Origin of the sequence: Streptomyces sp. NPDC003038, assembly GCF_040611115.1 — a bacterium.
Classification (GTDB): domain Bacteria; phylum Actinomycetota; class Actinomycetes; order Streptomycetales; family Streptomycetaceae; genus Streptomyces.
Window position 1 is genome coordinate 63,809 of sequence record NZ_JBEXNN010000004.1, and the last position, 20,229, is coordinate 84,037.

The following is a 20,229-nucleotide window of genomic DNA, read 5'->3' on the forward strand; positions in this document are numbered from 1 at the left end:
CGTCGCGCGTGCCGCCACCTGCCGGCGCGCGGCCGCCGCTGCGGGAGCGGTGTGCCCGGCTTCGCCGGTTACCGCCACCGGCCCACCCGGCGGGCCGGCCGGTGGACGGGGGACGGGGGACGGGGCTCCCCGCGGGGAACTCGGGCAGCCCATACTCAAGGAATGAGCTACGACGCGATCGTCCTGGCCGGGGGCGCCGCGAGGCGACTCGGCGGGGCGGACAAGCCCGGACTGCACGTCGGCGGCCGGACCCTCCTCGACCGGGTCCTCGACGCCTGCGCGGACGCCCTGGCCACCGTCGTGGTCGGCGGCCGCCGGACCACCGCGCGGCCGGTGCGCTGGGCCCGCGAGGACCCGCCCGGCGGCGGCCCGCTGGCGGCGCTGGACGCCGGGCTGCGGCAGACCACCGCCGAGCTGGTCCTCGTCCTCGCCGCTGACCTGCCGTTCCTGGACCGCGACACCGTACGGACCCTGCTGGCGCGGGCCGGGACCGGCGAGGGGGCCCTGCTGCGGGACGCGGACGGGCGGGCCCAGCCGCTGGTCGCCGCCTACCGGGCCGAGCCCCTGCGCCGCGAGCTCGCCCTGCTCGTCGCAGAGCACGGCGGGCTCGCCGGTCTGCCGCTGCGGGCCCTCACCGCCGAGCTCGACCTGGCAGAAGTGACGGATACTGCGCCACTCGCCTCCTTCGACTGCGACACCTGGGACGATCTCGCCGCCGCCCGCATCCGGATCAGAGAGCATGGAACCGTGCTGGACCAATGGATCACCGCCGTCAAGACCGAGCTGGGCATCGACCTCACCGTCGACACCAAGACCCTGCTCGACCTCGCCCGTGACGCCGCCCACGGCGTCGCCCGGCCCGCCGCCCCCCTGACCACCTTCCTGGTCGGCTACGCGGCCGCCCACGCCGCGGCCACCGGCGCCGACCCCGCCCGGGCCGTCGCCGAGGCCTCCCGCAAGGCCGCCGACCTGGCGCTGCGCTGGGCTGCCGAGGGGGAGGCCGATGCGGGTACCGCCGGCGTGGGTACAGTCGGCGCCGGTACCGCCGCCGGTGCGGGCAACGCCGGTGCAGGCAACGCCGATCACGAACAGAACGGCTCCGGATGACCCCCTCGACCCCCACCCCGCCCGCCACCTCCGCAGAGCAGGCCCTCGACGAGGCTCTGGCCCTCGTCAGCCGCACCCCTGAGGCCAGCGGCCCCCGTGCGTCCGACTGGCCGCGGGCCCGGGACGCCGCCGTCCGCGCCGGGACCGGTGCGCCGGACCGTACCCATCGCGTCCCCCTCGCCGACTCCCTCGGCGAAGTGCTGGCCGCGCCCCTGGAAGCCCTCACCGACCTGCCGTCCTTCGACACCTCCGCCATGGACGGCTGGGCCGTCGCCGGCCCCGGCCCCTGGACCGTCCGCACCGGTGGAGACCTGCTGGCCGGCTCCGACCGGCCGGAGCCGCTCGCGGACGGCGAGGCCGTACGGATCGCCACCGGAGCCCGGATCCCCGCCGACACCACCGCCGTGATCCGCAACGAGCACAGCCGCGAAGCCGGCACGCAGCTCTACGCCGACCGGCCCGTCCTGACCGGCCAGGACATCCGCCCGCGAGGCCAGGAGTGCCGCTCCGGCGACCTGCTGCTGCCCGCCGGCTCCCTGGTCACCCCGGCCGTACTGGGCCTGGCCGCGGCCGCCGGGTACGACGAGCTGACCACCCGTCCCCGGCCCCGCGTCGAGATCCTGGTGCTCGGCGACGAGCTGCTCACCGAAGGCCGCCCGCACGACGGGCTGATCCGGGACGCCCTCAGCCCCATGCTCGCCCCCTGGCTCGCCCGGCTCGGCGCCGAGGTCACCGGCACCCGGCGGCTCGGTGACGACCCGGCCGGAGCCGAGGCCCTGCTGGAGGCCGTCACCACCTCCGCCGCGGACGTGGTCATCACCACCGGCGGCACCGCGGGCGGGCCCGTCGACCACGTCCACCCCGTACTGCGCCGGGCCGGCGCCGAGATGCTGGTCGACGGGGTCGCGGTACGCCCCGGACACCCGATGCTGCTCGCCCGCGTCGGCGAGCGCGGGAACGGCCCGTACGTGGTGGGTCTGCCCGGCAACCCGCTGGCCGCCGTCTCCGGGCTGCTGACCCTCGCCGAACCGCTGCTGCGCGCCCTCGCAGGCCGCCGTCGGCGCCCCCGGTACACGGCCGTGGTCCAGGGCGACGTGCCGGGCCACCCGCACGACACCCGGCTGGTCCCGGTCCTGCTGACCGGTGAGCACGCGGCGCCGCTGCGCTACAACGGCCCGGCGATGCTGCGCGGAGTGGCGGCCGCCGACGCGCTGGCCGTCGTACCGCCGAACGGCGCGCGGGCCGGGCAGGAACTGGAGATCCTTGATCTTCCCTGGGCCTCGGGAGGATGTTTCACGTGAAACTCCCCGGCCAAGACGCCATGGCCCGGGAGGCGGACGAGAAGCTCGTCTCCCGGCGCATCAAGCTGCCCAGACGCATCATCGACAAGCCGCTGCGCCAGGTCAGCAAGCGCCTTCTGATGGCCATGCTGGTGCTGTGCCTCACCGTCCTGATCGTGTGGACGGACCGGGCCGGCTATCACGACAACGCCAACGAAACCGTCGACTTCCTCGACTGCGTCTACTACGCGACCGTGACCCTGTCCACCACCGGATACGGCGACATCGTCCCGCACAGCGACAGCGCGCGGCTGATGAACGTGCTGCTGATCACGCCGCTGCGCGTGCTGTTCCTGATCATCCTGGTCGGCACCACCCTGGAAGTCCTCACCGAGCGGACGAGGGAAGAATGGCGGCTGAGTCGCTGGAGGAAGAACTTGCGCGAACACACGGTCATCATCGGCTTCGGCACGAAGGGCCGCTCTGCCCTGCAGACGCTGCTGGCCACCGGCCTGCGGAAGGAGCAGGTCGTCATCGTCGACCCGAGCTCCAAGGTGATCGACACGGCCAACTCGGAGGGATTCACCGGGGTGGTGGGTGACGCCACGCGCTCCGACGTCCTGCTCCGCGCCGAGCTGCAGAAGGCCCGTCAGATCGTCATCGCCACCCAGCGGGACGACACGGCGGTGCTGGTCGCGCTGACGGCGCGACAGCTCAACCGAGGAGCGAAGATCGTCGCGGCCGTGCGCGAGGAGGAGAACGCACCCCTGCTGCGCCAGTCGGGCGCGGACGCGGTCATCACGAGCGCGAGCGCGGCCGGGCGGCTGCTGGGGCTTTCCGTCCTCAGCCCGAGCGCGGGAACCGTCATGGAGGACCTGATCCAGCAGGGCAGCGGCCTCGACCTCATCGAACGGCCCGTCAACAAGGCCGAAGCGGGCAAGTCGGTACGGGACACCCAGGACCTGGTCGTGAGTGTGCTGCGCGGACACCGGCTGCTCGCGTACGACGACCCGCACGCGAGCCCGTTGCAGCTGACGGACCGTCTCATCACCATCGTGCGGGCGTCTCCGCCGATGTCACCGCCGGTGACCCTGGGCTCGGCCGAGTAGGTACTGGGCCGGTGGGGCGCGTTCGCGTACCCTCCGGGCCATGCATGCGATCACCATCGAGCAGCCCGGCGGCCCCGAGGCCCTCGTCTGGACCGACGTACCCGATCCGGTGGCCGGTGAGGGCGAGGTGCTCGTCGAGGTCGCGGCGAGCGCCGTGAACCGGGCGGACGTCCTGCAGCGCCAGGGCTTCTACGACCCCCCGCCCGGCACCTCGCGCTATCCGGGCCTGGAGTGTTCCGGGCGGATCTCCGCGATCGGGCCGGGGGTCTCCGGCTGGGCGGTGGGCGACGAGGTGTGCGCGCTGCTGGCGGGCGGCGGGTACGCGCAGAAGGTGGCCGTCCCCGCGGGCCAGCTGCTGCCGGTCCCGGCGGGCGTGGACCTGGTGACGGCGGCGGCGCTGCCGGAGGTCGTCTCGACGGTGTGGTCGAACGTGTTCATGGTGGCCGGGCTGCGGCCCGGCGAAACGCTGCTCGTGCACGGCGGCTCCAGCGGCATCGGGACGATGGCGATCCAGCTGGCGAAGGCCGTGGGCGCGACGGTGGCGGTCACGGCCGGCGGCCCGGAGAAGCTGGCACGGTGCAAGGAGCTGGGCGCGGACATCCTGATCGACTACCGCGAGCAGGACTTCGTGACGGAGCTGCGGGCTGCGACGGGCGGGGCCGGCGCGGACGTGATCCTGGACATCATGGGCGCGAAGTACCTCGCGCGGAACGTGGACGCCCTGGCGGTGAACGGCCGGCTCGCCGTGATCGGACTGCAGGGCGGGGTGAAGGCCGAACTGAACCTCGGCGCGCTGCTGGCCAAGCGGGCGGCGATCACCGCGACGTCGCTGCGGGCCCGGCCGCTGGAGGAGAAGGCGGCCATCGTGGCGGCCGTACGGGAACACGTGTGGCCGCTGGTGTCGGCGGGGCGGATCCGGCCGGTGGTGCACGCGACGTTCCCGCTGGAGGAGGCGGCCGAGGCGCACCGGGCCATGGAGTCGGGCAGCCACGTGGGCAAGCTGCTGCTCACGGTCTGACCGCGCGCCCACGGGGGCTCCGCCCCCGGCTCCCGGGCAGAGCCCGGGAGCCGGCGAACGGCGGGGCGGGGACGGTTCCGCGCCCGCGGCACACACACCGCACCGCACCGGTCACAGGCTGCGCAGCGCCCCCCACCCCGTCCCGCACCGGTCACAGGCTGCGCAGCAGCACCGCCGGGGATTCCACGCAGTCCGCGACGTACCGCAGGAAGCCGCCCGCCGTGCCGCCGTCACACACCCGGTGGTCGAAGGTCAGCGACAGCTGTACGACCTGCCGGACGGCGAGTTCGCCCTGGTGCACCCACGGCTTGGGGACGATCCGGCCCACCCCGAGCATCGCCGCCTCCGGGTGGTTGATGATCGGCGTGGAGCCGTCGACCCCGAACACCCCGTAGTTGTTGAGGGTGAAGGTCCCGCCCGTGAGGTCGGCGGGGGCCAGCTTGCCCGCCCGGCCCAGCTCGGTGAGGCGGGCGAACTCCGCCGACAGGGACTCCGGAGTGCGGCGGTGGGCATCGCGGACCACGGGGACCACCAGGCCCCGATCGGTCTGCGCGGCGAAGCCCAGGTGCACGGCCTGGTACCGGACGATCTCCTTGGCCGCCAGGTCCACGGTCGAGTTGAGCTCCGGGTACCGGGCGAGCGCGGCCGTGCAGATCCGGGCCAGCAGCGCCAGCACCGAGATCTTGGGTCCGTCCACGGCGTTCATCGCGGTCCGTGCCGCCATCAGCTCGGTGGCGTCCGCGTCGACCCAGCAGGTGGCGTCCGGAATCTCCCGGCGGCTGCGCGACAGCTTCTCGGCGACCGCCCCGCGCACCCCCTTGAGGGGGATCCGCGTGGCCGCCTCCGGACCGGGTGCGGCCACAGGCGCGGCGGCGGGTGCCGGTTCGGGCTCGCGCAGCGCCGCCTCGACGTCCGCCCGCAGGATCAGCCCCTCGGGCCCCGATCCGCGCAGCGCGCGCAGGTCGACCCCGTGGTCCCGGGCCAGCTTGCGCACCAGCGGCGAGATCACCGCGACCGGCCCGGTGGGAGCGGCGGCGAGGGCCGGAGCCACGGCCGGGCGCGAGCCCGCAGCCACGGCCGCGGCTGGAGCCGCAGCCGCAGCGGTGACCGACGCCGCGACCGGAGCAGCAGGCGCGCCCGCCCCCGGCCGGATCCGCTTCCGCCGCGCCTGCCGGGAGTGGTCCGTGCCGTAGCCGACCAGGACGTTGCCCGAGCCCGAGGGCTCCGGCTCCTCGCCCGCCCCCGCTCCGGCCTGCACACCGACCGCCACCGTGATCAGCGGCGCCCCCACCGGAAGCTCCGTGCCCTCCTCCCCGAAACGGGCGGTGACCACACCGCCGTACGGGCACGGCACCTCCACCATCGCCTTGGCCGTCTCGACCTCGACGACCGGCTGGTCCACGGCGACGACGTCCCCGACCGCCACCAGCCAGCGGACGATCTCGGCCTCCGTCAGGCCCTCGCCGAGATCCGGCAGCTTGAATTCCAGTACCTGCGGCATCAGTTCTCCCACTGCAGGCGGGCCACGGTGTCCAGGATCCGGTCCACACCGGGCAGGTGGTGCTTCTCCAGCATCGGCGGCGGGTACGGGATGTCGAAGCCCGTCACGCGCAGCACCGGCGCCTCCAGGTGGTGGAAGCACCGCTCGGTGACGCGGGCGACGATCTCCGCGCCCGGTCCGCCGAAGCCGCCGGCCTCGTGGACCACCACCGCGCGCCCGGTGCGGCGTACGGACGCCACGACCGTCTCCTCGTCGAAGGGGACCAGCGAGCGCAGGTCCACGACCTCCAGCTCCCAGCCCTCCTCGCGCGCCGCCTCGGCCGCCTCCAGGCACACCGGCAGCGAAGGACCGTACGTGATCAGCGTCGCGCTCGTGCCCGTCCGCCGGACCAGCGCCTTGCCGATCCCCGGTACCGCGGCGGGCGCCTCCGGCGACCAGTCGGCCTTCGACCAGTACAGCCGCTTCGGCTCCAGGAAGACCACCGGGTCGTCGCTCGCGATCGAGGCGCGCAGCAGCCCGTACGCGTCCTCCACCGTCGCCGGAGTGACCACCGTCAGGCCCGGGGTCGCCACGTAGTACGCCTCGGAGGAGTCGCTGTGGTGCTCCACGCCGCCGATCCCGCCGCCGTACGGCACCCGGATGGTGATCGGCAGCGGCATCGCGCCCCGCGTCCGGTTCCGCATCTTCGCCACGTGCGAGATCAGCTGCTCGAAGGCCGGGTACGCGAACGCGTCGAACTGCATCTCCACCACCGGCCGCAGCCCGTACATGGCCATGCCCACCGCCGCGCCCAGGATTCCCGCCTCCGCGAGCGGTGTGTCCGTGCAGCGGTCCTCGCCGAACTCCTTCGCGAGCCCGTCCGTGATCCGGAAGACACCGCCGAGCGTGCCGACGTCCTCGCCCATGACGTGGACCGTCGGGTCCTGCGCCATCGCGTCCCGCATCGCCCGGTTCAGGGCCTGCGCCATCGTCGCGGGCTTCACCGCCGGCTTCGCCGCCACCGTCGTCACGACTGCTCCTCCGCTTCCAGCTCGGCGCGCAGCATCTGCGCCTGCTGCCGCAACTGGTCCGTCTGCTCCGCGTAGACGTGCGCGAAGAGGTCCATCGGGTCCAGCACCGGATCCGCGTTCATCGCCCGGCGCAGGTCCGCCGCCATCACCTCGGCCGCGTCCCTGGCCTCCTGAACGCCGGCCTCGTCGAGGATTCCGCGTGCGGTCAGCTCGCGCTCCAGCAGTTCCACCGGGTCGTGCGCCTTCCATGCCTCGACCTCGGCGTCACCGCGGTAGCGGGTCGCGTCGTCGGCGTTCGTGTGGGCCTCCATCCGGTACGTGACGGCCTCGACCAGGGTCGGACCGCCGCCGGACCGGGCGCGCCGGACGGCCTCGGTCAGCACCTCGTGCACGGCGGCGATGTCGTTCCCGTCGACCAGCCGGCCGGGCATCCCGTACCCCACGGCCTTGTGGGCCAGTGACGGGGCGGCGGTCTGCTTGGCGAGCGGGACGGAGATCGCGAAGCCGTTGTTCTGCACGAGGAAGACCACCGGGGCCTGCCAGACGGCGGCGAAGTTCAGCGCCTCGTGGAAGTCGCCCTCGCTGGTGCCGCCGTCGCCGACCATGGCGAGCGCCACGACGTCGTCGCCGCGCAGCCGGGCGGCGTGGGCCAGGCCCACCGCGTGCGGCAGCTGGGTGGCGAGCGGGGTGCACAGGGGGGCTATCCGGCGCTCGCGCGGGTCGTAGCCGGTGTGCCAGTCGCCGCGCAGGAGGGTCAGCGCCTGTACGGGGTCCAGTCCGCGCGCCACGGCCGCCAGGGTGTCGCGGTAGCTCGGGAACAGCCAGTCCCGGTCCTCCAGAACCAGCGCGGCCGCGATCTCGCAAGCCTCCTGGCCGACGGTGGAGGGGTAGACGGCGAGCCGTCCCTGCCGGGTCAGCGCGGTGGCCTGGGCGTTGTAGCGGCGGCCGCGCACCAGCTCGGCGTAGCAGCGGCGCATCAGCGCGGGGTCGAGCCGCTCGGCCGCCGCGGTGCCCAGCACCCGGTAGGGCTCGGGGTCCGGGAGCAGCGGGGCGGCATCCGTACGGGGCCTCCAGGCGGGCGGCGGGGTGGGTCGGTGGGACGCACCGGCACCGGGCAGCTCTTGGACCGTCATGGCGGCGTACACCTCCTCGTGGGAAGCGGGCGGGGAGAGCCCCGGGTGTGAGGCGCCTCACCTACCGATTGTTCGGTTGTCCGCGCAATTTGGCTACAGGCGGCTCCAGGCTGTGGACAAAGTGGCGCCGAAGCCCTGGGATGGGTGCAGGACGTCCAGGAGAGGGAGGCATCGGGCAATGCCGGATGAACAAATGGCCGGAGCCGGTTCACCGACGGTCCCACTAGGGGGTACCGCCGGTAGCGCCCCCGGGGGCCCGCCGGTGGCACCCCGCACCCTGGACCCCATCGACCGCTCGATCGTGCGGCTGCTCCAAGCGGACGGCCGGGCCTCGATACGGTCGGTCGCGGAGCAGGTGCACGTGTCGCGGGCGAACGCCTACGCCCGGATCAACCGGCTGATCGACGACGGAGTGATCCGCGGCTTCACGGCCCGCGTCAACCACGAGCGCGCGGGGCAGGGCGCCTCCGCCTACATCACCCTGAAGATCGTCCAGAACTCCTGGCGCACGGTCCGCGAACAGCTCCGCGAGCTGCCGGGCGCCGCTCACATCGCCCTGGTCAGCGGAGACTTCGACGTCCTGCTGCTGGTCCACACACCGGACAACCGGACGCTGCGCGAACTGGTCCTGACCAGGCTCCAGGCCATCCCGGAGGTCCTCTCCACGCGCACCCTGCTGGTGTTCGAGGAGACGGACCTGCTGGCCCCCGGACCGGGAGGGCCGGGAGGGCCGCCGGCCGGACCCACGATCTCGGAGGACTAGGCCGGACAGGGGGCGGGGGCTGTCAGAGGGCGGGGGGGTCAGCGGGCGGGGGCTGTCAGCGGGCGGGGGCTCGGACGGGGCTGCGGGTCGGTCAGTCGCGGGTGGTCCGCAGGCCGTCGAAGGCCATGTGGACGATCGCGTCGGCGAGCTGGTCGTGGCCCGTGCCCGGGTGCGGGCGGTACCACTCGACCAGGGAGTTCACCATGCCGAAGAGGAGCCGGGTGGCGAGGCGGATGTCCACGTCCGCCCGCAGGTCTCCCTCGGCCGCGGCGGCCTTGAGGAGGTCCGCGACCTGGTGGTCGAACTCGCGGCGGCGTTCCAGGGCCCAGCGCTCGGTCCGCGTGTTGCCCCGGACGCGCAGCAGCAGCGTCACGTACGGCAGCTCGGTGACCAGCACCTCCACCGTGCGCCGCGTGACGTACTCGACGCGCTCGACCGCCCGGCCCCGTACGGCTCCGGGCTCCTCCAGTACCGCGAAGAGCGAGTCGAGGGCGCGGCTGACGGCCCGGCGCAGCAGCTCCTCCTTGCCCGTGACGTGGTGGTAGATGGAGGACTTCGAGATCCCCGCGGCCTTGGAGAGGTGCTCCATGGAGGTGCCGTCGTAGCCGCGCTCGTTGAAGACCTGTACCGCGACGGACAGGAGGGTCTCCGGGGTGTACGTGTCCCGCTTGGCCGTGGTCATTCGCTCTCCCCGGCCTCGTCCTCGGCGCCCCCGGCGTCGTCGGCGTCCTCGGCGTAGCCCAGCTTGAACAGCGCGAGCGAGGGCGCGTACCGGCCGCCGGGACAGCGCTCGTCGAGGTGGTGCAGCAGGTCGTAGGCCCAGTCCCGGCCGAGGCGCTCGTGCCATTCGGACGGGCCGAGCGGGTAGTTGACGCCGAGCCGCATGGCCGTGTCGATGTCCTCGGCGGAGGCAACGCCCCGGGCGACCGCGTCGGCGGTGAGGTCGATCAGCATCGCGACGGTCCGGGCGACGATCATGCCGGGGACGTCGCCGATGACCGAGACCCGCTTGCCGAGCTTCTGGAAGAGTCCGACGGCCTCGGCGAGGGTCCGCTCGCTCGTGTCCGCACCGGCGGAGAGCGCGATCCGGGTGGCGCCGCGGTAGTCGAGCGCGAGGTCGAAGTAGACGACGTCCGAGAACTCGATGGAGGTCTTCCCGTCGGCGAGGACGAGCTGTCCCTCGCCGGGCAGCTGGATGTACGGGCCGCCGTGCTCGGTGGCGGTGACCTCGATCCCGGCCTCCTCCAGCAGCTCGGCCAGCTCGGCGGCGGGCCCGAGGTCACCGACGACGGTGACCTTGGCCGGGGCCTCTTCGGGGGCGGCGGTGTGCGGCGCTTCCGGTACGGCGTCCGGGCCGTACGGGAACCAGCCGTGTCCCGACTTGCGGCCCAGGCGGCCCGACTGGACCAGCCGGCGTTGCGCGAGCGAGGGGGTGAACTTGGGGCTCCGGAAGAAGGACTCCCACACGGAGCGGGTCACGGCCTCGTTGACGTCCTGGCCGATCAGGTCGGTCAGCGCGAAGGGACCCATCTTGAAGCCGCCGCATTCGCGCAGCACGGCGTCGATGGTGGCCGGGTCGGCGCCCTGCTCCTCGTACACCGCGAAGGCCTCGGCGTAGAAGGGGCGGGCGATCCGGTTGACGATGAAGCCGGGGGTGTCGGCGCAGCGGACCGGCGTCTTTCCCCAGCCGAGGACGGTGGCGTACGCGCGGTCGGCGGCAGCCGGGTCGGTCGCGGAACCGCTGACCACCTCGACGAGCGGGAGCAGCGGGGCCGGGTTGAAGAAGTGCAGGCCGAGGAAGCGGCCCGGGTGCGCGAGACCGGCGGCGAGCTCGGTGACGGAGAGCGAGGAGGTGTTGGTGGCCAGCAGCGTGTCCGGCGAAACCACCTCTTCGAGGGCCGCGAAGAGGGTGCGCTTGACGCCGACGTCCTCGACGACCGCCTCGATGACGAGGGCGGCCTCGGCGAGGCCCGCGAGGCCCGGGCCGCCGGCCGACTCGATTCGGCCGATCGCGTGCTCGGCCTCGGCGCGATCGAGGCGGCCCTTGGCGGCCATCCGCTCGACGCGGTCCTGCACCAGGGCGACGCCGTCGGTGGCGAGCGTGGCGTCGATGTCGTAGATCAGCACCCGGTGACCTGCAAGAAGGGCCACCTGGGCGATGCCCTGTCCCATGGTGCCGGCGCCGACGACCGCCACAGTGCGGGACCGCTCGATTGCTGTCATGACCTGATCCTCCCGCACCGACTTATCCACAGGTCTGCCGGGCCCTCTTGTCCCGACCGATCGTTCGGTTACTCTAGCTCCAGTCTGCTCTTCACCGCCCTGCCTTGCCTGGGTTGCTCGGGTTGCTTGGCTCGCTCGCGTTGCTTGGCTTGCTTGCCACTGCCCGCCTTGCCCGCCTTGCCTGAACCGCCTGTCGATCCCGCCCGATCCCGCCCGATCCGCCCGGCTCAACGAGGAGTTGGTCCCTGATGGCCGCCGAGCTCACCGTCCCCCAGCTTTCCGAGAAGCACCGGTCCACCCTGGATCAGGCGCTGACGGCGATCCGCAGCCGCGCCTACTGGTCCCCGCATCCCGAGCACCCCAAGGCGTACGGGGAGACCGCGCCGGCCGACGGGCTCGCCGCCTTCGAAGCCGTCCGCGGAACCCGCCTCGACCTGGGGCAGCCCGGCACGGACGGCTGGACCGGCGGCGAGGTGTCCCCGTACGGCCCGGAGCTGGGCGTCGAGTACCCGCATGTGGACCCGGAGGTCCTGCTCCCCGCGATGCGGGCCGGCATGCGTGCCTGGCGGGACGCCGGGCCCGAGGCGCGCGCCCTGGTCTGCGTCGAGATCCTGGCCCGGATCAGCGCGCGGACGCACGAGTTCGCGCACGCGGTCATGCACACCAGCGGCCAGGCCTTCATGATGGCGTTCCAGGCGGGCGGCCCGCACGCGCAGGACCGCGGCCTGGAGGCGGTGGCGTATGCGTACGAGGAGCAGACCCGGGTCCCGGGCCGGGCCGACTGGTCGAAGCCGCAGGGCAAGAAGGACCCGCTGGAGCTCGGCAAGAGCTTCACGGCGGTCCCGCGCGGCATCGCCCTGGTGATCGGCTGCAACACCTTCCCCACCTGGAACGGCTACCCGGGGCTCTTCGCCTCCCTGGCCACCGGCAACCCGGTGCTCGTCAAGCCGCACCCGCGGGCGGTGCTGCCGCTCGCGCTGACCGTGCAGGTCGCGCGGGAGGTCCTCGCGGAGGCGGGCTTCGACCCCAACCTGGTGGCGCTCGCGGTGGAGCGGCCCGGCGAGGGCATCGCCAAGTCCCTCGCCGTGCGGCCCGAGATCAAGCTGATCGACTACACCGGCTCGACGGAGTTCGGGGACTGGCTGGAGGCCAACGCCCGCCAGGCGCAGGTCTACACCGAGAAGGCCGGCGTCAACACCGTCGTGGTGGACTCCACCGACGACTACAAGGGAATGCTGTCCAACCTGGCCTTCTCCCTCTCGTTGTACAGCGGGCAGATGTGCACCACCCCGCAGAACCTGCTGATCCCGCGGGACGGCATCGCGACGGACGCCGGACACAAGACGTTCGACGAGGTCGTCGCCGACCTCGCGGCGTCGGTCGGCGGCCTGCTGGGCGATGACGCCCGGGCCAACGCGCTGCTGGGCGCCCTGGTCAACCCGGGGGTCAAGGACCGGCTGGAGGCGGCGGCCGGGCTGGGCGAGGTCGCGCTGCCCTCCCGCGAAGTGGTGAACCCCGAATTCCCGGACGCCGTGGTCCGTACGCCGGTGATGGTGAAGCTGGACGCGTCCAAGCCGGACGCCGACGCCGCGTACCTCTCCGAGTGCTTCGGCCCGGTGTCCTTCGCGGTGGCCGTGGACTCCACGGCCGACGCGCTGGAGCTGCTGCGGCGCACGGTGCGGGAGAAGGGCGCGATGACGGTGGGCGCGTACACGACGTCCGCGGACACCGAGCGGGCGATCGAGGAGGTCTGCCTGGAGGAGTCGGCGCAGCTCTCGCTGAACCTGACGGGCGGGGTGTACGTCAACCAGACCGCGGCGTTCTCGGACTTCCACGGTTCGGGCGGCAACCCGGCGGCGAATGCGGCACTGTGCGACGGAGCCTTCGTCTCGAACCGCTTCCGCGTGGTGGAGGTCCGCCGCCAGGCATGATCCCCGGTCCTAACCCGCTGCGGGGCCTCCCCAGTGGAAGAGGGCCATGGCCACGCTGGTGGCCAGGTTGTAGCTGGAGACCTGCGGCCGCATCGGCAGGGACACCAGGTGGTCGGCGCGGGCGCGCAGCTCGGGCGAGATGCCGTGGCGTTCCGAGCCGAAGGCGAGCAGGGCGTCGTCCGGGAGGGTGAGGGCGCGGATGTCCTCGCCCTCCGGGTCGAGCGCGTAGAGCGGCCCGGGCGGGAGTTCTTCCAGTTCGAGCCGCTCGACGGTGGTGGCGTAGTGCAGGCCGGCCCCGGCCCGGACGACGTTGGGGTGCCAGGGGTCGAGATCGCCGCGGGTCACGACCCCGGTGGCCCCGAAGCCGGCGGCGAGCCGGACGACGGCGCCGACATTGCCGAGGTTGCGGGGGTTGTCGAGTACGACGATCGGCGCGGGCCGCGGCATCAGGTCGAGCGCGGCCCGGCCTGCCGCACGGTCGGGCCGTACGGCGAGGGCCGCGACGCCGGTGGGATGCACGCGGGGCAGCAGACCCTTGAGCGGCGCCTCCCGGACCAGTGCGGCCACGGCCTCCTCGACGTCGGGAGCCAGCTCGGCGGCGAGTTTCCGTACGGTGTCCGGCTCGTCGGCGACGGCCATGTGGACCTGCGCCCCGAAGCGCAGGGCGTGCTTCAGCGCGTGGAACCCGTCCAGCAGCACGAGGTCCCCCCGCCCGACGGCCTCCCGCCACCGCCCCACCGTCTCGTCCACACTCAGCCGCTCACGCATACCCCGACCTTACGACGCCCCGCCCAGCCCCTGGGCCGGACGCCCGACCCGAGACGAATCAAGCCCCACCGGCGATTGAGGCGCGGGGTCCGGGGCCAATCAAGCCCCGTCGGCGATCGAGACGCGGGGCCCGGGCCAATCAAGCCCGCCACGGTCGAGACGCACGACCCGAGGCAAATCACGTCCCACCGGCGATAGAGGCGCGGGTGCGGGGCCCGGGCCAATCAAGCGCCACCCGCGATCGAGACGCACGACCCGGGGCAAATCAAGCCCCGCCGGCGATTGAGGCGCGGGGTCCGGGGCGGAGCCCTGGGAGCCCGGGCGCAGCCCTGGGAGCCCGGGCGCAGCCCGGGGCCGCTTGCGCGACGGCGCGGCAGAAGCTCGCGTCAGCGAAGGCCCGAGCCCGCCGGCACCACAGGCCGCGCCCCCGGAACCCCGTCCCCCGCCCCCACGGGAGCCACCGCACGGACCCGCCCCCGAACCCCCGCGCCGAGCCACACCAGCAGCGCGGTCGGCAGAAACACCGCGTCAGCGGCAATCATCGCGAGCGAGAAGAACGGCAGGCCCAGCAGCACCGCGATCCCCACGTGCTCCAGCATCATCACGGCCAGCAGCACGTTCTTGACCCGCCGGTTGAACAGCGTGAACGGAAACGCCACCTGCACCGCGACCGTCCCGTACGACAGCAGCATCACCACCGTCCCGCTGCCCGCCAGGAGCCCCGACAGCTCCGGCCACGGCGTGAAGTAGTCCAGCCGCAGCGGGTAGTACAGGGCCGTCCCATCCTGCCACCGCGACCCCTGGATCTTGTACCAGCCCGCCGTCGCGTAGATCAGGCAGACCTCCGCCATGATCACCAGCATGCCCGCGTTGTGCAGCAGGTTCGCCAGGACGTCCAGGGCCGCCCGTCCCTCCCCCTCCGGTTCGTACCGGTCGACCGTCCACCAGAGTCCGGCGACCACCCACGCCGCCGCGAAGGCCGCCAGCCAGCCGTGGCTGAAGCCCCCGGTCGCCGCCCCGTACGCGAGGACCGCCCCCAGCACGCCCCACACCACCGGCCCGGCCGCCCCGGCCGTCGCCGAACCGCGCGTACGGGCCCGGCGCGCGTCGAGGGACCACACCTGCGCGCAGCGCGTCAGCACCAGGTAGAGCGCCATCAGGTGGATGACGTTGTCGCCGCCGTCGCCCATGAACACGCTGCGGTTCTGCAGCGACAGCACGCCGACCATGAACAGCACGGACGTCGCCCGGGTCCGCCAGCCCAGCAGCAGCCCCGCGCTCGACAGCACGGCCATGGCGTAGACGATCTCGAACCACAGCGTCGAGTCGGACCACAGCAGCACCGTGAAGGCCCCGTTGGAGGCGATCAGCCGCTCCGCCAGCTCCCAGCTCCACGGCCCGTCGGGCCCGTACAGCTCGGCCCGGTGGGGGAACTCCCGCAGCAGGAAGAACAGCCAGGTCCCGGCGAAGCCGATGCGGATCACGGCGCTCTGGTACGGGCCGAGGGCCTGGCCGGTGACCTTCGCCAGCGCCCGGCCGGCCGCCTCGCGCGCCCGGCCCACCGGGCCCGCCCTGCCCGGGCCGCCTACGCCGCCCGCGCCTCCCACTCGGCCCATGCCGCCTACGCCGCTCACACCGTCCACCACGGCAGCTCCCGGTAGTAGGTCTGGGTGTCCGACTGCTCGGTGCTCCACTCCGGCGCCGGCACCGCCCTCGTCGCCGAGCGCAGCTGAACCCTCAGGATGCGCTCGTCCCGGTGGACCGGGGTGAGCCGGTCCACCGCGATCCGCCGCAGGTACTCCTCGGAGAGGGCGCCGCGTTCGCCGTTCGGCTCGTTCTGCTCGTCGTGGGAGCCGGTGAAGAAGTCCCAGGCCCGGCGCAGTTCGTTCTGCTGGGTGTGGCTCGGCAGCAGGTTGTGCCGGATGGCCGCGCCGTCCTCGGCGGACAGGTCGCGCCAGTCGCTGGTGATCAGCTCACCGGCGGAGGTCCGTACCTGCGCGCGCACCTCGACCGCGATGTTCTGCTGGAGCGGGTTGGGGGCGAAGAGCTTCCAGTTCTGTTCGAACTCGGGGTAGATCCACCCGTCGACCGTCCGCGCGTGCCGCTTGCTCACCGTGTTGGCCGGGGCCACGTGCAGGAAGACGAAGGCCAGGTGCCCGCAGGCGGTGACGGCGACGGCCCCGAGGGCAAGGGCCGCGACGACCCGGTACGGGGTGGACAGACCGGCGATTCCGGGTGCGCGCGGCGGCGGTGCGGAAGCCTCTGCCGCGGGCTCCCGATCGTTCGAATGCATCCCACCCCGATCATCCGGCGTCCACAGGGTTGACCACAGAGGTTGACACCCTACGGGCCGCCGACCCACCATTGAAGAGGATGAACCGAACGATCGGTCGGTCGGGCGGACGGCAGACTCTGACAGGGGGCCGGGATGGTGGCAGTGAGCCCGGAAACGGGGCAGGACATGGCCCTCGGGCGGACAGGCACCGAGGCGGGCCGCGAGGTCGGCCTTGAGGCGCAGCTCGCGGCGGCCTTCGACGCGGCCGTGGCGGCGGACGAGCGCGTGGAGCCGCGCGACTGGATGCCCGCGGAGTACCGCGCCTCCCTCGTCCGCCAGATGGCCCAGCACGCGCACTCCGAAATCATCGGCATGCAGCCCGAGGCCAACTGGATCACGCGCGCGCCCTCGCTGCGCCGCAAGGCCATCCTGACGGCCAAGGTCCAAGACGAGGCGGGCCACGGCCTGTACCTCTACAGCGCCGCCGAAACCCTCGGCACCAGCCGCGACGAGCTGCTCGACAAGCTCCACGCCGGGAAGCAGAAGTACTCCTCGATCTTCAACTACCCCACACTGACCTGGGCGGATGTCGGCGCTGTCGGCTGGCTCGTGGACGGCGCGGCGATCACCAACCAGGTGCCGCTGTGCCGCTGCTCGTACGGTCCGTATGCGCGCGCCATGGTCCGCGTCTGCAAGGAGGAGTCCTTCCACCAGCGCCAGGGGTACGAGCTGCTCCTCGCCCTCTCGCGGGGCACCAAGGCCCAGCACGCGATGGCACAGGACGCCGTCGACCGGTGGTGGTGGCCCTCCCTGATGATGTTCGGCCCGCCCGACGACGAGTCGGCGCACTCGGCCCAGTCGATGGCCTGGCGGATCAAGCGGCACTCCAATGACGAGCTGCGCCAGCGGTTCGTGGACATCGCCGTCCCGCAGGCGGAGACGCTGGGCCTGACCCTGCCCGACCCGGACCTGAAGTGGAACGACGAGCGCGGACACTACGACTTCGGCGCGATCGACTGGACCGAGTTCTGGGACGTGCTCAAGGGCAACGGTCCGTGCAACGAACAGCGGATCAGCCAGCGGCGCACGGCCCATGAGGAAGGCGCCTGGGTGCGCGACGCGGCCGCGGCGTATGCGGAGAAGCAGGCCGCGAGGAACAAGTACGAGAACAAGAACGAGAACGAGGAGGCACGGGTATGACGCGGAACTGGCCGCTGTGGGAGGTGTTCGTGCGCTCGCGGCGCGGTCTCTCGCACACGCACGCGGGAAGCCTGCACGCCCCCGACGCGGAGATGGCTCTGCGCAACGCCCGCGACCTCTACACCCGGCGCGGCGAGGGCATTTCGATCTGGGTGGTTCCCTCCACCGAGATCACGGCGTCCTCGCCGGACGAGCGGGACCCGTTCTTCGCCCCGTCCGCCGACAAGCCCTACCGGCATCCCACCTTCTACGAGATCCCGGAGGGGGTGAAGCACCTGTGACCAGCACCCGATCCGCATCCGACGCCACGGCGACCGGCCCGGAGGTTCCCCGGACGGCGGCCCTCGCCCTCGGGGACGACGCGCTGATCCTCTCCCACCGCCTCGGCGAGTGGGCGGGGCACGCCCCCGTCCTGGAGGAGGAGGTGGCCCTCGCGAACATCGCGCTCGACCTGCTCGGCCAGGCCCGCATCCTGCTCTCCCTCGTCGGTGACGAGGACGAGCTGGCGTTCCTGCGCGAGGAGCGGTCCTTCCGCAACCTCCAGCTGGTCGAGCAGCCGAACGGCGACTTCGCCCACACCATCGCCCGCCAGCTCTACTTCTCCTTCTACCAGCACGAGCTGTACGGGGAACTGGCGCGCGGGGACGGCCCGTTCGCGCCGCTGGCAGGCAAGGCCGTCAAGGAGACCTCCTACCACCGCGACCATGCCGAGCAGTGGACCCTGCGGCTCGGCGACGGCACGCAGGAGAGCCGGGAGCGCATGCGAGCCGGCCTGGACGGGCTGTGGAAGTACACCGGGGAGATGTTCCAGCCGGTGGAGGGGCTCGAAGGCCTGGACTGGAGCGCCCTCGAAGCGCGCTGGCTGGCCGCACTGGCCGACGTACTGGAGCGGGCGGGGCTCGCGCTGCCCGAGGGGCAGCGCACGGGAGCCTGGGCGGCCGGGGCCGGGCGGCAGGGGCTGCACACGGAGCCGTTCGGCCGGCTGATCGCCGAGATGCAGCACCTGCACCGAAGCCATCCGGGGGCGTCATGGTGACCGGCAGCGGTACCGGTACCGGTATCCCGACCGGAACAGGCGGCGAAACCCCCGGCGGCCCGGGCGCGGGCGCCGGCCTCCGCGGTGCGGGGACGACCCGCCTGGAGGCGGAGCTGACCGAGCTCGCCGGCTCCGTCCCCGATCCCGAGCTGCCCGTGCTCACCCTCGCCGAGCTCGGCGTGGTGCGCGGGGTGCGGATGCACGAGGACGGCCACGCCGAGGTCACCCTCACGCCGACGTACACCGGCTGCCCGGCCATCGAGGCCATGTCCGCCGACATCGAGCGCGTCCTGACCGGCCACGGCATACCGCGGGTGCGGGTGACCACCGTGCTGGCACCCGCCTGGTCGACCGACGACATCAGCGCCGAAGGCCGCCGCAAGCTGGCCGAGTTCGGCATCGCCCCGCCGCGGCCGCACGCGGCCGGCGGACCGGTCCCGCTCACCCTGTCGGTCCGCTGCCCGCACTGCGGGTCGACCGCCACCGAGCTGCTCAGCCGGTTCTCCTCCACCGCGTGCAAGGCGCTGCGCCGCTGCACCGCCTGCCGTGAACCGTTCGACCACTTCAAGGAGCTGTAGATGGCCGTGTCCCCGCCGTCTGTGCCGTCCGTGCGGGCCGTGCCCTCGGCGCCCCCGCGTGCCACGCGACCCGCGCGCCACGGCGCGTTCCACCCGTTGACGGTGGCGGCGGTCGACCGGCTCACCGACGACTCGGTGGCGCTCACCCTGCGGATCCCCGAGGAGTTGCGCGCCGATTACCGGCACCTGCCCGGCCAGCACCTCACCCTGCGCCGGAACACCGCCGAGGGGGCGGAGATCCGGCGCACCTACTCGATCTGCTCCCCCGCGCCGGGTGAGCAGGGCCCCGAGTTGCTGCGGGTCGGGGTGCGGCTGGTGGAGGGCGGGGAGTTCTCCACCTTCGCGCACAAGGAGATCGCCGCCGGGGACGTGCTGGACGTGATGGTCCCGGCCGGGCGGTTCGTACTGGCCCCCTCCGAGGCCCCGGCCGCCGGGCACTATGCGGCGATCGTCGGCGGCAGCGGCATCACCCCCGTGCTGTCGATCGCCGGGAGCCTGCTCGCCGCCCGGCCCGACGCCCGCTTCTGCCTCGTACGCAGCGACCGTACGGCGGCTTCGACGATGTTCCTGGAGGAGGTCGCCGACCTCAAGGACCGGTATCCGGCGCGGTTCCAGCTGGTGACCGTCCTCTCCCGGGAGGAGCAGGAGGCCGGGCTGCCGTCCGGACGGCTGGACGAGGAGCGGATCGCGGCCCTGCTGCCCGCGCTGCTCCCGGTCGCGGAGGTGACGGGCTGGTTCCTGTGCGGGCCGTACGGCCTGGTCCAGGGCGCGGAGCGGGCCCTGAGCACGCTCGGTGTCGTACGGACCCGGGTGCACGAGGAGATCTTCCACGTCGAGGACACCACGGCGCCGGCCCCCGCGGCGGCTTCGGACACCACTTCCCACGGCCGGGTCACGGCACGGCTCGACGGCCGCTCCGGTACCTGGCCGGTGCGGGACGGGGAATCGCTGCTGGACGCGGTGCTGCGCAACCGCGCGGACGCCCCGTACGCCTGCAAGGGCGGGGTGTGCGGCACCTGCCGGGCGTTCCTCGTGACGGGCGAGGTCCGGATGGAGCGGAATTTCGCGCTGGAGTCCGAGGAGACGGAGGCCGGGTTCGTGCTGGCCTGCCAGTCGCACCCGGTGACGGAGGAAGTGGAGATCGACTTCGACCGCTGAGCCGGGTCATCCATCCCGGCCCGTCGGACCCGGACCGTCGTGCCCGGACCGTCAGACCCGGACCGTCGGACCCAGCCTGCCGGTGGCCGCCTGTCCCTCCCGCGCCCTGTCCAATTCCAGGAACCTGTTCTATCTTGAC

At 73.1% G+C, this 20,229-nt stretch carries 19 protein-coding genes; 11 read left to right on the plus strand and 8 right to left on the minus strand.

Translation table 11 applies throughout. The annotated features are described in order from the left end of the window. Window positions 1–162: 162 nt before the first annotated feature. Genes ABZX75_RS06835 through ABZX75_RS06850 form a run of 4 tightly spaced genes read left to right on the plus strand, consistent with a single transcriptional unit; the run spans window position 163 to window position 4,514 of the window. Window positions 163–1,107 carry an NTP transferase domain-containing protein gene (locus ABZX75_RS06835; protein WP_355408622.1) on the plus strand — a complete coding sequence of 315 codons (945 nt, stop codon included), beginning with the start codon at window positions 163–165 and terminating at the stop codon, window positions 1,105–1,107. Next, window positions 1,104–2,408, plus strand: a complete 1,305-nt coding sequence (locus tag ABZX75_RS06840; protein ID WP_355408624.1) for a molybdopterin molybdotransferase MoeA — start codon at window positions 1,104–1,106, stop codon at window positions 2,406–2,408. The genes ABZX75_RS06835 and ABZX75_RS06840 overlap by 4 nt, the downstream gene beginning before the upstream one ends. Continuing rightward, the gene (locus ABZX75_RS06845; RefSeq protein ID WP_355408626.1) at window positions 2,396–3,496 is read left to right on the plus strand and encodes a potassium channel family protein; all 1,101 of its coding nucleotides are present in this window, start codon (window positions 2,396–2,398) and stop codon (window positions 3,494–3,496) included. Before ABZX75_RS06840 ends, ABZX75_RS06845 begins: the two co-directional genes overlap by 13 nt. 40 nt (window positions 3,497–3,536) lie before the next feature. After that, window positions 3,537–4,514 carry an NAD(P)H-quinone oxidoreductase gene (locus tag ABZX75_RS06850; RefSeq protein WP_355408628.1) on the plus strand — a complete coding sequence of 326 codons (978 nt, stop codon included), beginning with the start codon at window positions 3,537–3,539 and terminating at the stop codon, window positions 4,512–4,514. A gap of 151 nt (window positions 4,515–4,665) precedes the next feature. Here the strand turns inward: ABZX75_RS06850 and ABZX75_RS06855 are convergent, their stop codons facing one another. The 3 genes from ABZX75_RS06855 to pdhA are packed head-to-tail and all read right to left on the minus strand — an operon-like array spanning window position 4,666 to window position 8,158. Then, window positions 4,666–6,015 (minus strand): dihydrolipoamide acetyltransferase family protein, encoded by a 1,350-nt coding sequence (locus ABZX75_RS06855; protein WP_355408630.1) that lies wholly within the window; start codon window positions 6,013–6,015, stop codon window positions 4,666–4,668. After that, window positions 6,015–6,983 (minus strand): alpha-ketoacid dehydrogenase subunit beta, encoded by a 969-nt coding sequence (locus ABZX75_RS06860; protein ID WP_355409078.1) that lies wholly within the window; start codon window positions 6,981–6,983, stop codon window positions 6,015–6,017. Before ABZX75_RS06860 ends, ABZX75_RS06855 begins: the two co-directional genes overlap by 1 nt. Window positions 6,984–7,021: 38 nt before the next feature. Further along, window positions 7,022–8,158, minus strand: coding sequence for a pyruvate dehydrogenase (acetyl-transferring) E1 component subunit alpha (gene pdhA / locus ABZX75_RS06865; RefSeq protein ID WP_355408632.1), 1,137 nt, complete (start codon window positions 8,156–8,158; stop codon window positions 7,022–7,024). A 193-nt stretch (window positions 8,159–8,351) separates the two neighbouring features. Between pdhA and ABZX75_RS06870 the strand changes: the two genes are divergently transcribed. Continuing rightward, window positions 8,352–8,921 (plus strand): Lrp/AsnC family transcriptional regulator, encoded by a 570-nt coding sequence (locus ABZX75_RS06870; protein WP_355409080.1) that lies wholly within the window; start codon window positions 8,352–8,354, stop codon window positions 8,919–8,921. Window positions 8,922–9,012: 91 nt separating this feature from the next. Here ABZX75_RS06870 and ABZX75_RS06875 read toward each other — a convergent pair whose 3' ends face one another. Then, a complete protein-coding gene (locus ABZX75_RS06875) occupies window positions 9,013–9,603 on the minus strand; it encodes a TetR/AcrR family transcriptional regulator (protein WP_355408634.1) in 591 nt (196 codons plus the stop codon). Further along, entirely contained in the window at window positions 9,600–11,144 is a 1,545-nt protein-coding gene (locus ABZX75_RS06880; protein ID WP_355408636.1) for a 3-hydroxyacyl-CoA dehydrogenase, read from the minus strand. The genes ABZX75_RS06875 and ABZX75_RS06880 overlap by 4 nt, the downstream gene beginning before the upstream one ends. 248 nt (window positions 11,145–11,392) lie before the next feature. On the opposite strand from ABZX75_RS06880, the gene paaN reads away from it, so the two are divergent. Then, the gene (gene paaN / locus ABZX75_RS06885; RefSeq protein ID WP_355408638.1) at window positions 11,393–13,075 is read left to right on the plus strand and encodes a phenylacetic acid degradation protein PaaN; all 1,683 of its coding nucleotides are present in this window, start codon (window positions 11,393–11,395) and stop codon (window positions 13,073–13,075) included. 9 nt (window positions 13,076–13,084) lie between these two features. On the opposite strand, the gene ABZX75_RS06890 is transcribed toward paaN, so the two are convergent. The 3 genes from ABZX75_RS06890 to ABZX75_RS06900 form a co-directional block, all read right to left on the minus strand. Then, a complete protein-coding gene (locus ABZX75_RS06890; RefSeq protein ID WP_355408639.1) occupies window positions 13,085–13,843 on the minus strand; it encodes a TrmH family RNA methyltransferase in 759 nt (252 codons plus the stop codon). A gap of 386 nt (window positions 13,844–14,229) precedes the next feature. Beyond that, on the minus strand, window positions 14,230–15,477 hold the full coding sequence (locus tag ABZX75_RS06895) for an HTTM domain-containing protein (protein ID WP_355408641.1): 1,248 nt from the start codon (window positions 15,475–15,477) through the stop codon (window positions 14,230–14,232). Beyond that, complete coding sequence (locus ABZX75_RS06900) at window positions 15,474–16,136, minus strand: DUF5819 family protein (protein ID WP_355408643.1); 663 nt, start codon at window positions 16,134–16,136, stop codon at window positions 15,474–15,476. Before ABZX75_RS06900 ends, ABZX75_RS06895 begins: the two co-directional genes overlap by 4 nt. Window positions 16,137–16,271: 135 nt before the next feature. Between ABZX75_RS06900 and paaA the strand changes: the two genes are divergently transcribed. From paaA to ABZX75_RS06925, 5 genes are read left to right on the plus strand one after another with little or no spacing between them, the layout of a single operon-like run. After that, entirely contained in the window at window positions 16,272–17,318 is a 1,047-nt protein-coding gene (gene paaA, locus ABZX75_RS06905) for a 1,2-phenylacetyl-CoA epoxidase subunit PaaA (protein ID WP_355408645.1), read from the plus strand. After that, window positions 17,315–17,599 (plus strand): 1,2-phenylacetyl-CoA epoxidase subunit PaaB, encoded by a 285-nt coding sequence (gene paaB / locus ABZX75_RS06910; RefSeq protein ID WP_355408647.1) that lies wholly within the window; start codon window positions 17,315–17,317, stop codon window positions 17,597–17,599. Before paaA ends, paaB begins: the two co-directional genes overlap by 4 nt. Further along, the gene (gene paaC / locus ABZX75_RS06915) at window positions 17,596–18,354 is read left to right on the plus strand and encodes a 1,2-phenylacetyl-CoA epoxidase subunit PaaC (protein WP_355408649.1); all 759 of its coding nucleotides are present in this window, start codon (window positions 17,596–17,598) and stop codon (window positions 18,352–18,354) included. The genes paaB and paaC overlap by 4 nt, the downstream gene beginning before the upstream one ends. Next, the gene (paaD, locus tag ABZX75_RS06920) at window positions 18,348–18,932 is read left to right on the plus strand and encodes a 1,2-phenylacetyl-CoA epoxidase subunit PaaD (RefSeq protein WP_355408650.1); all 585 of its coding nucleotides are present in this window, start codon (window positions 18,348–18,350) and stop codon (window positions 18,930–18,932) included. The genes paaC and paaD overlap by 7 nt, the downstream gene beginning before the upstream one ends. Further along, entirely contained in the window at window positions 18,933–20,090 is a 1,158-nt protein-coding gene (locus ABZX75_RS06925) for a 2Fe-2S iron-sulfur cluster-binding protein (protein WP_355408652.1), read from the plus strand. Window positions 20,091–20,229: the final 139 nt, after the last annotated feature.

Bases quoted from the DNA above. Each gene is read 5' to 3' on its own strand.
- ABZX75_RS06870 (WP_355409080.1), top strand. From the start codon at position 8,352: ATGGCCGGAGCCGGTTCACCGACGGTCCCACTAGGGGGTACCGCCGGT.
- ABZX75_RS06875 (WP_355408634.1), bottom strand. From the start codon at position 9,603: ATGACCACGGCCAAGCGGGACACGTACACCCCGGAGACCCTCCTGTCC.
- ABZX75_RS06835 (WP_355408622.1), top strand. From the start codon at position 163: ATGAGCTACGACGCGATCGTCCTGGCCGGGGGCGCCGCGAGGCGACTC.
- ABZX75_RS06845 (WP_355408626.1), top strand. From the start codon at position 2,396: ATGTTTCACGTGAAACTCCCCGGCCAAGACGCCATGGCCCGGGAGGCG.
- ABZX75_RS06840 (WP_355408624.1), top strand. From the start codon at position 1,104: ATGACCCCCTCGACCCCCACCCCGCCCGCCACCTCCGCAGAGCAGGCC.
- ABZX75_RS06880 (WP_355408636.1), bottom strand. From the start codon at position 11,144: ATGACAGCAATCGAGCGGTCCCGCACTGTGGCGGTCGTCGGCGCCGGC.
- paaB (WP_355408647.1), top strand. From the start codon at position 17,315: ATGACGCGGAACTGGCCGCTGTGGGAGGTGTTCGTGCGCTCGCGGCGC.
- paaA (WP_355408645.1), top strand. From the start codon at position 16,272: ATGGTGGCAGTGAGCCCGGAAACGGGGCAGGACATGGCCCTCGGGCGG.
- pdhA (WP_355408632.1), bottom strand. From the start codon at position 8,158: ATGACGGTCCAAGAGCTGCCCGGTGCCGGTGCGTCCCACCGACCCACC.
- ABZX75_RS06900 (WP_355408643.1), bottom strand. From the start codon at position 16,136: ATGCATTCGAACGATCGGGAGCCCGCGGCAGAGGCTTCCGCACCGCCG.
- ABZX75_RS06890 (WP_355408639.1), bottom strand. From the start codon at position 13,843: ATGCGTGAGCGGCTGAGTGTGGACGAGACGGTGGGGCGGTGGCGGGAG.
- ABZX75_RS06925 (WP_355408652.1), top strand. From the start codon at position 18,933: ATGGCCGTGTCCCCGCCGTCTGTGCCGTCCGTGCGGGCCGTGCCCTCG.
- ABZX75_RS06860 (WP_355409078.1), bottom strand. From the start codon at position 6,983: ATGGCGCAGGCCCTGAACCGGGCGATGCGGGACGCGATGGCGCAGGAC.
- paaD (WP_355408650.1), top strand. From the start codon at position 18,348: ATGGTGACCGGCAGCGGTACCGGTACCGGTATCCCGACCGGAACAGGC.
- paaN (WP_355408638.1), top strand. From the start codon at position 11,393: ATGGCCGCCGAGCTCACCGTCCCCCAGCTTTCCGAGAAGCACCGGTCC.
- ABZX75_RS06855 (WP_355408630.1), bottom strand. From the start codon at position 6,015: ATGCCGCAGGTACTGGAATTCAAGCTGCCGGATCTCGGCGAGGGCCTG.
- ABZX75_RS06850 (WP_355408628.1), top strand. From the start codon at position 3,537: ATGCATGCGATCACCATCGAGCAGCCCGGCGGCCCCGAGGCCCTCGTC.